This is a genomic window from uncultured Subdoligranulum sp. (genome assembly GCF_963931595.1).
GTDB lineage: Bacteria > Bacillota > Clostridia > Oscillospirales > Ruminococcaceae > Gemmiger.
In genome coordinates this window covers 2,077,748-2,090,820 of sequence record NZ_OZ007030.1, presented here as the reverse complement: position 1 = coordinate 2,090,820, position 13,073 = coordinate 2,077,748, and the positions used below count along the sequence as shown (strand labels likewise).

The 13,073-nt window shown below is 64.0% G+C and carries 10 protein-coding genes; 9 read left to right on the top strand and 1 reads right to left on the bottom strand.

Annotation, left to right across the window (positions count from 1 at the left end):
- The first annotated feature begins 2 nt into the window (after positions 1 to 2).
- The 6 genes from ABGT73_RS10120 (at position 3) to gdhA (ending at position 8,107) form a co-directional block, all read left to right on the top strand.
- Positions 3 to 1,349: a HAMP domain-containing sensor histidine kinase gene (locus tag ABGT73_RS10120; protein ID WP_346669593.1), complete on the top strand. Its 1,347-nt coding sequence runs from the start codon at positions 3 to 5 to the stop codon at positions 1,347 to 1,349.
- Positions 1,346 to 2,218, top strand: coding sequence for a hypothetical protein (locus ABGT73_RS10115; protein ID WP_346669592.1), 873 nt, complete (start codon positions 1,346 to 1,348; stop codon positions 2,216 to 2,218). The genes ABGT73_RS10120 and ABGT73_RS10115 overlap by 4 nt, the downstream gene beginning before the upstream one ends.
- Before the next feature lie 26 nt (positions 2,219 to 2,244).
- Positions 2,245 to 3,675, top strand: coding sequence for a hypothetical protein (locus ABGT73_RS10110; RefSeq protein WP_346669591.1), 1,431 nt, complete (start codon positions 2,245 to 2,247; stop codon positions 3,673 to 3,675).
- 19 nt (positions 3,676 to 3,694) lie between these two features.
- The gene (locus ABGT73_RS10105) at positions 3,695 to 5,161 is read left to right on the top strand and encodes a hypothetical protein (protein ID WP_346669590.1); all 1,467 of its coding nucleotides are present in this window, start codon (positions 3,695 to 3,697) and stop codon (positions 5,159 to 5,161) included.
- Positions 5,162 to 5,186: 25 nt separating this feature from the next.
- Positions 5,187 to 6,623 carry a hypothetical protein gene (locus tag ABGT73_RS10100; RefSeq protein ID WP_346669589.1) on the top strand — a complete coding sequence of 479 codons (1,437 nt, stop codon included), beginning with the start codon at positions 5,187 to 5,189 and terminating at the stop codon, positions 6,621 to 6,623.
- A 137-nt stretch (positions 6,624 to 6,760) separates the two neighbouring features.
- Positions 6,761 to 8,107 (top strand): NADP-specific glutamate dehydrogenase, encoded by a 1,347-nt coding sequence (gene gdhA / locus ABGT73_RS10095; protein ID WP_346669588.1) that lies wholly within the window; start codon positions 6,761 to 6,763, stop codon positions 8,105 to 8,107.
- A 59-nt stretch (positions 8,108 to 8,166) separates the two neighbouring features.
- On the opposite strand, the gene ABGT73_RS10090 is transcribed toward gdhA, so the two are convergent.
- The gene (locus ABGT73_RS10090) at positions 8,167 to 10,776 is read right to left on the bottom strand and encodes a translation factor GTPase family protein (RefSeq protein ID WP_346669587.1); all 2,610 of its coding nucleotides are present in this window, start codon (positions 10,774 to 10,776) and stop codon (positions 8,167 to 8,169) included.
- A gap of 212 nt (positions 10,777 to 10,988) precedes the next feature.
- On the opposite strand from ABGT73_RS10090, the gene ABGT73_RS10085 reads away from it, so the two are divergent.
- From ABGT73_RS10085 to ilvA, 3 genes are all read left to right on the top strand, one after another.
- A complete protein-coding gene (locus ABGT73_RS10085) occupies positions 10,989 to 11,363 on the top strand; it encodes a desulfoferrodoxin family protein (RefSeq protein ID WP_346669586.1) in 375 nt (124 codons plus the stop codon).
- Between the two features lie 45 nt (positions 11,364 to 11,408).
- Positions 11,409 to 11,564: a rubredoxin gene (locus tag ABGT73_RS10080; RefSeq protein ID WP_346669585.1), complete on the top strand. Its 156-nt coding sequence runs from the start codon at positions 11,409 to 11,411 to the stop codon at positions 11,562 to 11,564.
- 289 nt (positions 11,565 to 11,853) lie between these two features.
- The gene (ilvA, locus tag ABGT73_RS10075) at positions 11,854 to 13,059 is read left to right on the top strand and encodes a threonine ammonia-lyase (RefSeq protein ID WP_346669584.1); all 1,206 of its coding nucleotides are present in this window, start codon (positions 11,854 to 11,856) and stop codon (positions 13,057 to 13,059) included.
- Positions 13,060 to 13,073 lie beyond the last annotated feature (14 nt).

The following is a 13,073-nucleotide window of genomic DNA, read 5'->3' as shown; positions in this document are numbered from 1 at the left end:
CCATGCGCTACGCACAAAAACTGATCTGTCTGTTGCTGCTGGTTCTCAGCGCCTCCTTTGGCGTTGGGGGCTGTTATCTGTTGTACAGCGACTTCGGCGTCCAGCTGGAGCGCACCGGCACGGCCAACGCCGCGGCCCATGCCCAGACCTGCACGCTGCTGCAGACCGAGATCCTCGACCTGCAGCGCCGGGGCGACGACACCGGCGACGAGACGGTGGCCGCTTTGCTGGAAGCCCAGGGGACGAAGGCGGCGCTGTGGCGGGGCGGGACGCTTTTGTACAGCGCGCTGGCGGTACCCTGTGACGCCCCGCTGGAAAACGGCACGATGCGCACAGTGCGCAGCGGCGACGGGGTGACGGCGCTCTACGGCAGCGATCTGCAGGGAGACCTGCACCTGGTCAGCTCTTTTGATCTGACGGGATTGTACCGGGACCGGGACGCCAGTCTGCGGCGGTTCCTGGGCCTGGAAGTGGTGGTGCTGGCGGCGGGCGCCGCGGTGATGGCGCTGCTGGCCCGCCAGGTGACGCGGCCGCTGCGGGTGCTGACCTCCACCAGTGCCGAGATCGCCGGGGGCGACTATGCCCGGCGCACGGCGCTGCACACGGGGGACGAGATCGAACAGGTGAGCCGCAGCTTTGACAAGATGGCGGACGCCGTGCAGGAAAAAATCGCCGACCTGGAGGCGGATGTGCAGAAGCGGGAGGACTTCATGGGTGCCTTCACCCATGAGCTGAAGACCCCCATGACCAGCATCATCGGCTATGCCGACGTGCTGCGCAACCTGCAGACCGACCCGGAGGAACAGCGGGAGGCGGCGGCCGCCATCTACCACGAGGGGCGGCGGCTGGAATCGCTGAGCCAGAAGCTGCTGGCCCTGCTGGCGCTGGGCGGCGAGACGCTGGAACTCACGGCGGTGGACCTGGCGTCGCTGTGGCAGCCGCTGCGGGCGGCCTGCCCGTCGGTGACGGTGCAGACCCCTGCGGGGCACTGGGTGGTGCGGGGGGACGCCGACCTTTTGCTGGACCTGCTCTGCAATCTGGTGCAGAACAGCGCCAAGGCCAGCGCCCCCGGCACGCCGGTGGAGGTACACTGCCGGGATGACGGCCCTGCCGTGACCCTGGCGGTGGAAGACCACGGCTGCGGCATCCCCCAGTCGGAGATCGACCGGGTCACCGAGCCCTTTTACATGGTGGACAAATCCCGCGCCCGCAAGCAGGGGGGCAGCGGTCTGGGGCTGGCGCTCTGCAAGCGGATCGCGGCGGCCCACGGCAGTGATCTGGTCATCGAGAGCACGCCGGGCCGCGGCACCACGGTGCGGGTGACCCTGCAGAAAGGAGGCACCCTATGAACCTTGCACGGCATCCCCGCATTGTAGCGGGGCTTTGCACGGCGGCGGTGCTGGCCTGTGCGTCGGTGCCGGCGGTGTTCCTGACGGCGGTGGACGCGGCCGTGCTGGGCCGCAGCGCAGCGGTACAGAATGCCTACACGGCGCCCACCCCCAAGGGGGAGGACTACTACATTCTGAGCCAGCTGACAGCCCGGCAGCGCCAGAGCAGCTGGGCCTATGCGCCGCCCAACGAGCAGGATGCCTCCCTGGCGCTGAAGATGTACATCGCTGCCCAGAACAGTCTGGAGAGCATGCTCAACGGCTATGACTACCGGGATACGGTGAACGCGGCGCTGCAAAGCCTGGCGGACCAGGGGGTGATCGACGCCTCCTGGGCCCAGTGGGCCACCGACTGGGAGGAGAGCGAATACTACCAGGCCTACAACGGGCAGTCCTATGCGCTGGACGTGCCCTACTATACCACCGACAGTCTGGGCTTTGTCACCCTCAAGCGGTTTGCGCTGGAACAGGGGTCGCTGTACACGGTGTTCAGCCTGACCATGGACAGCCGCACCGGCGTGATGACCCAGGTGTGGATTTCGGCGCCGCGGCAGGGGGAGGAGGCACCGCCCGCCCCCGACGAGGCCGGTCTGCGGGCCTTTGCGGCCCAGGCCGGGCTGGAAAGCCTGGGTGACTGGGCGGTGCCCGAAGAGACGCCCTATTCCCATGCGCTGTACAGCCAGAACGGACAGGCGCTCATCACCGCCGCTGTAAGCCCCTACCAGTATTCCGGGTGGGCCAACAACACCACGATCACCGGGGACCGCTGGTTCCTCAGCCTGAGCCTGGAACCCTGCTCCCCGGAGGAACTGCCCACCCTGGTATCCTGACTGTGTTTTGAACAGGAGGATTTTGTATGAAACGCTTTGCCTCTTTTGGTCTGACGGCAGTGCTGGCCCTTACGCTGACAGCCTGCGCCGCCGCGCCCCGAACCCCGGCGCCGGAAACTGCCCGGACACCCGAGACGGCCACCGCAGAAACCGCGGCGGAACCGTCCGGCTTTTACAGGACAGGGGCCACCTTCAACACCGGGGCGCGTTTCTACTCTTTGCAGCCCCATAGCCCGGGCTATGTCCTGGTCACCGAGACCGACTATGCCGCTGCCAGCTGTCGGGTCCTCTGCAGCATACCGGGTTGTGCCCACGATTCCCCGGATTGCCCTGCCTGGTTGCCCGGAACAGGGCTGGAATACAGCCTTTTCACCGCGGGGGAGGATGTCTACCTCTACCACAGCACACCGGCCCTGGCCTACGACGGCAGCTGGGAACAATACCGTGCCGAGGTGGTGGAACCTGCGCTGGAAGATCCGAACGGACATACCGAGGAGGAACTCATCCACTATTACCAGAACTGTTACCGGGAAGCCGTCACGCCGGCCTGTCTTTACCGGATCAGGGACGGCGGTATGACCCGGGAGACCATCGGACTGTCCCGTCAGATCCCCAATATCGGGCTCTCCTGGTGTGACGGCGTCGCGCTGTACGGCCAGTACAGTGGGCAAAACGGCGATACCGAGGGGTGCCGCATCAGCCTGGCGGACGGGCAGGTGACCACCTTCCCCATGATGGAAAATGAACTGATCCGCGGCGCGGAGAAGGACCGGCTGCTGACCAGCCGGATCGTCACCGACGCGCCGCTGCCCGACCCGGCGGTGGTCGGCTGGGATATCTACGAAGCGGCCATGCAGAATACCGTGGTGGAATTTGACTGGCTGAACCCGTCCACCGGGGCGCGGAGCAAGGTGCTGGAACAGCCGGGGGACGGCACGACGGATGGCACAGCGTCCTTCCGCGGTCTGGTCAACGGGATGCTCTGCTTTGTGGGCTACGGCGAGGAAGACGAGGCCGCCGTGCGGGTGCTGGACAGTGCCACCGGGCAGTGGCAGACGGTCCTGCAGACCTTTCCGGACCCGTCGGCGCAGCTGCGCAGCGAACCCATGGCGGCGCTGCCGGCAGCGGCAGAGCGGCAGGCAAGGTATCTCCGCCTGGAGGGTTCGGATGTCTGGCAAGGGCTGAACCTGGGTTGGATTCTGGACAGTGAGAACGGCGAACTCTATCCCGTTTCCCAGAAAGTGGAGGGCGCGCTCTATGAGACGGCCGTGATGCCGCTGGCACTGACGGACGACGGACGCTTTTTGCTCTGTACGGCCCAGAAGGACAGCGGGGAGGAACCCATCTCGGCCTATGGCATTGCGGACCTCCGTGTGGAGGATTGTTACAGTCTGCAGCCTGTGGAGGATTTTCTCCAGGGGCGCACAAACTATACCCCGGTGACGATGCCGGAGTGATCGGACAGGAGAATTCTGTATGAAACAACGTGTTTTCCCGGGCCTGACGCGGGCCCTTTTCCTGGCGGGCGCGCTGGCCTTCGGTCTTGCCGCCTGCGGCACGACGGCCGATGTGGTGTCCACCCCGCAGGCCACCCGGACACCCGAAACCGCCCCCGCAGAGGCCACCCCGGCGGGGGATTTCTACACCATCAGTTCCCGCTATCTCGCCGACTTCGGCTTCAACACGGGGGATGCCTGGTACTCTCTGGAGGGGCATCTCGGGTATGCCCTGGTTATGAAAACCGACTATGCCACCGCCACCCGGCAGGTGCTCTGCAGTGTGCCGGGCTGCACCCACGATTCGGAATCCTGCCCGGCCTGGCTGCCGGGGCATGGAAACGAGGTAAGGATCTTCACGGCGGGAGACACGGTCTGTGTCTACCACCCGGTGGCCACCATGCACTACACAGGCAGCTGGGATGACTATTACACCGAGATCGTGGAACGTTGGCTGAAAGAGCGTCCCCAGGGCTGGGAGGACCTGACCGATGAGGAACTGGTGGCATGCTGCCGCGGCCAGTATGAGGAGCGTTCCGCCCCGGCGGGCCTCTATTGCATCGAGGGGGACGGCGCCTCCCGGCGGGATATCCCGGTGTCCCAGGACCTGGCCAATGTGGTCGTGGGCTGGTGCGACGGCACGGCGCTGTACGGTTATGAGTTGTCGCAACCCGCAACCGGCAATTCCACCGGGTATAGGATCTCCCTGGCGGACGGCAGCGTGACCACCTTCCCCCTGCAGCAGCAGGAGGAGATTCTCGGCGCCGAGGGTACCCGGCTGCTCACGTCCCATACGGTCACCGAGATACCACTGCCCGACTACAACGCCGAAGGCTGGGATGCCTACCGGGCGGTCCTGCAGAACGCCACGGTGGAATATGACTGGCTGGACCCGGCCACCGGTGCCCGCACCAAGGTGCTGGAACGCCCCCATGATGGTTCTACCTTTGGCAATGCGGATTTCTTCGGCCTGCTGGACGGCAAGCTCTATTTTGAAGATTGGACGCCGGAGGAGAATGGAGACTTCCAACGCGAGGCCTTCTGTGCCTACGACACCGTCACGGGCCAGTGGCAGGACCTGCTGCGTCCCATCCCGGACCAGACTATGCAGCTGGCCGGTGTGACGGTGGCGGCATTGCCCGGCAGCGCCGAACAGCAGGGGCGGTATCTCTGGCTCAGCGGCTCCGACAATGTCAGCGGCGAAAACCTGGGCTGGATGCTGGATACCCAGAGCGGAAAACTCTTCCCGGTGACGCAGAAGATGGAGGGGGAGGGAGTCTCCAACTGGGTCGCGGGTGTCGTCGCTCTCACTGACGACGGACGCTTCCTGGTCCGAACAGCACGGCAGCAGGACGAATACGGTGGTCCGGTGTACGTCTACGGCCTTATCGACGCCGAAGCCTATTTGCAGGGCAGCACCGACTATACGCCCGTTGCGGCGTCCTGATATATCCATACCGGAGGTGTAGCGTATGAAACGGCTTCTTTCCCTCGCCCTGACGACGGCGCTGGCGCTGGAACTGGTTGCCTGCAGCGGCCAGTCCCAAACCGCCGACACCCCGGAAACGGCCACGACGCCCCAGACCGTGGAGACTGCCGAGACTGCGGCAATCCCGGTGGCCGGAGACTTCTATGCCGTACAGCCGGTATTTGGCATGAATACCCTGTTCAACGCCGGAGATGTGTTCTATGAACTGCGGCCGCGAAGCGGATACTGTCTGCTGTTCCGGATCGACTGCGATACCGCCACCCGTGGCGTGCTCTGCAGTGTGCCGGGCTGTACCCACGATTCCGACGCCTGCCCGGCCTGGCTGCCGGGGCAGATCTGGGATTACACCACCTTTGCCACAGAGGATACCGTCTATGTCTACAAAGCCCGCTCGTACGAGGAGGTCACGGACTGGGAGAGCTACTATGAGCAGAATGTGGCGCCCTATCTGAACGACGAAGATATGTTGCAGGGCCGGACGCCCCAGGAATTTGAAATCTCCTATTACAATCGGTTCGTTCAGCTCCGTCAGCCCGCCTGTCTGTATGCGGTGGCGCGGGACGGCAGTGAACAACGGCGCATCGACCTGTCGGAGAATCTGGAACGGAACACTGCGCTGTCCTGGTGTGACGGTACGGCGCTCTACGGCTGCTTGTCTCTCGACGCCTTGGATACCCCGGTGCAGGGCTTCCGGGTGGAACTTGCCACCGGCCAGGTGACGACCTTTTCCATGCTGGCGGGGGAGGGGATTGTGGCTGCCGAGGGGCGGTTGCTGCTGACGGCCCGGGTGGTGTCGGACGTTCCTTTCCCCGATCCGCAGACCGAGTGGGAGGCCTACCAGGCCATCCTGCAAAATGCCACGCTGGAATGTTACAGTCTGGACCCGGCCAGCGGCAAGCGGAAAAAACTGCTGGAACTGCCGGGCAGCCTGATCGCCCAAAATGGGGATTTCAGCGGTATCGCAGGCGGGCAGCTCTACTTTCTGGAGCGGCAGACCCAGCCCGAAGGCGATGTCCTCATGACGATTCTCGCCTTCGACACGACCACCGGGCAGCAGGAACTGGAGTACCATCTGCCCCGCAAGAGTGTCTGGATGAATGATCCCACCGTGGTGGGACTGCCGGATGTTGCCCAGCAGGAGGGGCGGTACCTGTGGCTTATACACAGCGGTGACGGTGGCTTGCTGTCCATGCAGATTCTGGACCGGCTTTCCGGCATGTTATATGAACCCGCGATGCCCTCCGAGCAGGTCCGGCTCCAGCAGGATCTGGGCAGTCCGCCCCTCACCGATGACGGGCGGTTCCTGCTCTGTGTGGGACGGAGCGACGACTTTTATGACTATCACTACGCCCTCGTCGACGCCGAGGCCTTTTTGCAGGGCAGCACCGACTATACCCCGGTGACGGCCCCTGACCTTTAAATTGTTTTGGAAAAAGGGAGAACGGCTTACCAAAATACACAAAAAAATTAAAATTCCACACAAAAAACTTGAAAAAATGCGGCCCAGGTGCTACCATAGAGGAGGTGTTAAGAAATAGAAATAAAGGAGAGTGTTTCATGTCCATTACCAATGAATACCTTAAGGGCGTCTACGACGGCCTGGTCCAGCGCAACCCCGAGCAGAAGGAGTTTCTGCAGGCAGCCGAGGAAGTCCTCGAAAGCCTGGAGCCCGTCATCGCCGCCCATCCCGAATACGAGAAGGCCGGCCTGATCGAGCGTATGGTGGAGCCCGAGCGCGTGGTCATGTTCCGCGTGCCCTGGGTGGATGACAACGGCAAGGTGCAGGTCAACCGCGGCTACCGTGTGCAGTTCAACTCTGCCATCGGTCCCTACAAGGGCGGCCTGCGGTTCCATCCCAGTGTCAACCTGTCCATCATCAAGTTCCTGGGTTTTGAGCAGTGCTTCAAGAACAGCCTGACCGGTCTGCCCATGGGCGGCGGCAAGGGTGGCGCCGACTTTGACCCCCACGGCAAGTCCGACGGGGAAGTCATGCGGTTCTGCCAGAGCTTCATGACGGAGCTCTACCGCCACATCGGCCCTGACACCGACGTGCCCGCCGGCGATATCGGCGTGGGCGGCCGGGAAGTGGGCTACCTGTTCGGCCAGTACAAGCGCATCCGCAACGAGTTCACCGGCGTGCTCACCGGCAAGGGCATTCCCTTCGGCGGTTCTCTGGCCCGCACCGAAGCCACCGGCTACGGCCTGTGCTACTTTGCCGACGAGATGCTCAAGGCCAACGGCAAGAGCTTCCAGGGTGCCAAGGTGGTCATCTCCGGTTCCGGCAACGTGGCCATCTACGCCAACCAGAAGGCTACCCAGCTGGGCGGCAAGGTCATTGCCATGAGCGACTCCAACGGCTACATCGTGGACGAGAACGGCATCGACTACAAGGTCATGCAGGAGATCAAGGAAGTCAAGCGCGCCCGCATCAAGACCTACCTGGACTACGTGCCCACCGCCAAGTATGTGGAGGGCAGCCAGGGTATCTGGACGGTTCCCTGCGACATCGCCCTGCCCTGCGCCACCCAGAACGAGCTGCCGCTGGCGGGTGCCGAGGCCCTGGTGGCCAACGGCTGCTACGCCGTGGCGGAAGGTGCCAACATGCCCTCCACCCCCGAGGCCATCGCCTACCTGCAGGTCCACAACGTGCTGTTTGCCCCTGCCAAGGCGTCCAACGCCGGCGGCGTGGCCACCTCCGGCCTGGAGATGAGCCAGAACTCCCTGCGCCTGGGCTGGACCTTCGAGGAAGTGGACCAGCGCCTGCACGACATCATGGTCAACATCTACAAGAACGCTGCCGCTGCCGCCGAGGAGTACGGCTGCAAGGGCAACCTGGTGGCCGGCGCCAACATCGCGGGCTTCCTGAAGATCGCCTCCGCCATGATGAGCCAGGGCATCGTCTGATCCCGTACATTCTCCATAAAAACCAACAGGCACCCGCCATTGCGGCGGATGCCTGTTTTTTACTGCTGCAAAAATTCCCGGATCTCCTTTTCCACGGCGGCCACTTCCTCGGCAAAGGCCCGGGCCGACACCCGCAGCGCACCGTGACCCAGCACGATGACCTGCTCGGCGCCGTCGCTGCTCACCACCCGGGTGCGGCGCTCCTTGGCCAGCTCGTGGGTGGCCCGCTCGATGTACATGTCGGCGGTCTCGGCCTCCTTGGTGTAGACCACATACAGGTTGTGGTATTTCTCCACCTCCCGCACGCCGCCCCGCACCTTGTAGGCGTCAAAGACGAGAATGGGCACGCACTGCTTGTACCCGGCGTAGTTGCACAGAATGTCCATCAGCCGGCGGCGGGCGGCGTCCAGGTTGCTCTCGGCCAGGCGGCGCAGGTCCTCCCAGGCAAAGATCACGTTGTACCCGTCCACCAGCAGGTAATCCGGCCCGGTGGGCTGGGGCCTGGCCGGCACCTGCACGCTGGCGGGGGCGGTGTGCAGCGCCGCCCGGGCTGCCTTCTTGGCGTCGGTGCCGTTCTCGCCCCGGTGCTTGATCTTGCCGTAGGTGCGCTCAAAGATGGCCAGCAGTTCCTTGTCCTGCTCCAGCGTGCCCCGGTAGGCGTCGGCCCGGCGGCGACGGGCATTGCTGTCCGCCTCGTCGTCCTCCTCCGTCTGCCCGGCGGGGGCCAGCCGGCGGGACAGTCCGCTGTCCACATGGGCTTTGGCGGGCACTTCATCCCACTTGACCACATACCCCGCCCCGTGGGAACAGAACACCGAATCGGCGGGGTTCTCCACATCGGCGTCGGCGTCATACCCGGCCGCCGCGATGACCTCCTCGGCGTTGTGGCAGGCGTCGTACCCGGCGGGCAGCACGGTCCAGCGGCCTAGCCCGTGGGTGTAGGCGGCAATCTCCCGGGCGTAGCCCCGGGCGGTGGCCACCGGCAGCCGTCCGGTGAGCCGGGCGGTGTCCCCCAGCGTCTCGGGGGCCTCAAAGCTGCCGCACATCCGCTGGATGTCCGCCATGGCACGGCCGATGGCATCGGCGGGCACCTCCAGCGTGAAATCATACCAGGGCTCCAGCAGCACCACAGCGTTCTTGCTCCGGGCTGTCTGAAGCCCCTGCCGCACGGCGCGGTAGGTGGCCTGCCGGAAATCGCCCCCCTCGGTGTGTTTCAGGTGGGCCTTGCCCGCCGCCAGCGTGATCTTCACATCGGTGAGCGGCGCCCCGGTGAGCACGCCGGGGTGGGTGCGCTCCGCCAGATGGGTCAGCACCAGCCGTTGCCAGTTTTCCGCCAGCGTGTCGGGCGGGCAGTCCGCCGCCAGCTGGACGCCGCTGCCCCGGGCCCCCGGCTCCAGCAGCAGATGCACCTCGGCATAGTGGCGCAGCGGCTCATAGTGGCCGATACCCTCCACCGCCGCGGTGATGGTTTCCTTATACAGAATGCCGCCCTCGCTGAAGGTGACCTGCAGCCCGAACCGGCTGGCCAGCAGTGTCTGCAGAATTTCCAGCTGTACCTCGCCCATGAGCTGGACGTGCACCTCGGCCAGGTCGTCCCGCCAGGCCACATGGAGCTGGGGGTCCTCGTCCTCCAGCGTCTGCAACGCTTTCAGCAGGGTGTGGGGGTCGGCGTCGGGGCAGTCCGCCCGGTAGTTGAGCACCGGCTCCAGCAGCGGCGCGTCGGCGTCCGCTTCGGCGCCCAACCCCTGGCCGGGCCGGGTGGCAGCAGGACCCGCCACCGCCACCACCATGCCGGGGTAGGCCGTGCTCACCAGCCGGAACTTGCTGCCGTTATACAGCCGCAGGGCGTCGGCCTTCTCCCCGTTGGGAAGCACCGCCTTCACCGGCAGCTCGCCGCCCGTGACCTTCAGCCAGCTCAGCCGGGTGCCGGCGTCGTCCTGGCTGATCTTGAACACCCGGGCGCCGAACTCCGGCCAGACCGGCGGCATCCGGGTCAGCGTCTGCAAGCCCTGCAGCAGCCGGTCCAGCCCGTCCAGCCGCAGCGCCGCGCCGAAAAAGCAGGGGAACACCTGCCGCCGGGCGATGGCCGTCACCAGCGTGTCGGGGTGGGGAGTGCCTTCGGCCAGCACCTCCTCCATCAGCGGCTCGCTGCAGAGCGCCAGCGCTTCGGGGTCGGGCGCGGCGGTAAAGTCCACGCAGCCGTCCCCGAACCGCCCCCGCAGCTCCCGCAGCCGCACGGCCGCGTCGGCCCCCGGCAGGTCCATCTTGTTCACGAACACAAAGGTGGGCACACGGTAGCGGGCCAGCAGTTTCCACAAGGTTTCGGTGTGGGCCTGCACGCCGTCGGTGCCGCTGACCACCAGTACCGCGTAATCCAGCACCCGCAGGGCCCGCTCCGCCTCGGCGGAAAAATCCACGTGGCCCGGCGTGTCCAGCAGCGTCAGTTCGGTCTCCTCGGCATCCTCCGCTGCGGGCAGCGTCAGCACCGCCTGCTTGGCAAAAATCGTGATGCCCCGTGCCCGCTCCTGGGCGTCGGTATCCAGAAAGGCGTCCCGGTGGTCCACACGGCCCAGCTTGCGCAGCACCCCCGCGCGGTAGAGAAGCCCCTCGGCCAGCGTTGTCTTGCCGCTGTCCACATGGGCCAGCAGCCCAACCACCAAACGTTTCATAGCCATTCCCCTTTGTGCAGAATGCTATTATTGTACCTTTTTTCGCCCAAATTGTACAGGGTAGCTGTACAATTCGAAAAAATTAGTATTAAATCTTAAAAAGGCCTTTACAAAGTGAAATAGTATGATATAATAATGCCAGAGCCGGGGATACCGGTCAAAGTCAAGAAACAATCTTATTTATATACAGAGCAAACCCAAGGAGGCAAGCTATGGAACTGAAGTACTTTATCTGCGAGCACTGCGGCAATATCATCACCATGGTGGAGGACAAGGGCGTGCCCGTGTTCTGCTGCGGTCAGAAGATGACCCCGCTGGTGCCCGGCACCGTGGAGGCCGCCCATGAGAAGCATATCCCCGTCTACACCGTGGAGAACGGTGTGGTCCATGTGACGGTGGGCAGCGTGGAGCATCCCATGATGGACGAGCACTACATCACCTGGATTTCGCTGCAGACCAAGCAGGGCAGCCAGATCAAGCATCTGAAGCCCGGCGAGGCCCCCAAGGCGGATTTCGCCCTGACGGCCGGCGACGAGGTCGTGGCGGTGTATGCCTACTGCAACCTGCACGGTCTGTGGAAGGCCTGATTTCCCAGTTTTCCAAATTTTTACGATAAGAGGAGCGTTTTCATCATGAAGAAGTATGTCTGCCCCTGTGGCTATGAGTATGATCCCGCCGTCGGTGATCCCGACAATGGCATCGCCCCCGGCACTGCCTGGGAGGATGTCCCCGCTGATTGGGTTTGCCCTGTCTGCGGCCTGGGCAAGGATTCCTTCGTCGAGGAATAAGTGAAACAGTAAACCGGGGTGTCCTGAGGGACACCCCGGTTTTCTTTGTGCGGCAGGTTTCGCGGGGGCGGGACCTGCCGCTTTGCTTTGCAGAACACACAAAAATATACCTGAATTTTTGTGCAAGCGTACAAAGCATATTATACATGAAATATTTTCACTTTACAAATTAGAAATGCTCAACTATAATCATACAAGCGCCACAGATTGCAACGGAGCAATCCGAAGCCCGGTCCGGAAGGCTTTCCGGATCGGGCTGTGCTATTTGTCAAATGAGGGGGAGACGTTCATGCTCACACTGGACAAGATCTATCACGCCAAATTCATTCTCAAGCAGATCGCGCGCAAGACAGACCTCATCGCCGCCCCGCGGCTTTGCCCCGGCACCGATCTGTACTTAAAGACCGAGAATCTGCAGGTGACCGGCAGTTTCAAGGTGCGCGGCGCCTACTACAAGATCAGCCAGCTCACCGAGGAAGAGCGGTCCAGGGGTGTCATTGCCTGTTCGGCGGGCAATCATGCCCAGGGCGTGGCGCTGGCAGCCACCCGGATGGGCATCCGCAGCGTGGTCTGCATGCCGGACGGCGCCCCCATCATGAAGGTGGAGAGCACCAAGCGGCTGGGGGCCGAGGTGGAACTGGTGAAGGGCACCTACGACGACGCCCACGACCGGGCGGTGGAGCTCCAGCAGGAGACCGGCATGACCTTCATCCACCCCTACGACGACGAACTGGTCATCGCGGGGCAGGGGACCATCGGCCTGGAGATCCTCGACCAGCTGCCCGATGTGGATGCGGTCATCGTGCCGGTGGGGGGCGGCGGCCTGATCTCCGGTGTGGCCTTTGCCATCAAGAGCCTGCGCCCCGACGTGAAGGTTTACGGCGTGCAGGCGGCGGGAGCCCCCAGCATGGAGCGGGCCTTCCACGACCACCACTATGAGACGCTGGACCGGGTGGACACCTTTGCGGACGGCATTGCCGTCAAGACCCCCGGGGAGATCACCTACCAGATGGTGGAAAACTGCGTGGACGACATCGTCACGGTGAGCGAGGACGAGATCGCCGCGGCCATCCTCTCGCTGATGGAGAACCAGAAGCTGGTGGCGGAGGGCGCCGGGGCCACGCCGGTGGCGGCGGCCCTCTTCGGCAAGCTGCCGCTGGCGGGCAAGAAGGTGGTCTGCCTGATCTCGGGCGGCAACATCGATGTGAACATCCTCAGCCGAGTCATCACCCGCGGTCTGGTCATGAGCGGCCGCAAGGCCAACCTGATGATCGCCTTGGAGGACAAACCCGGTCAGCTGACGCTGGTCAGCGATATCATCTCGGAATGCGGCGCCAACGTGGTCAGCGTCCACCACGATCGGTCGGATGCCAACATGGCCATCACCAGCTGCTTCCTCAAGCTGGGGCTGGAGACCCGCAACGCCGCCCAGATCGAGGAGATCAAGCAGCGGCTCACCCAGGCCGGTTTTGAACTGGTCAGCGAGCGCGTATAAAAAGAACAGGGGCC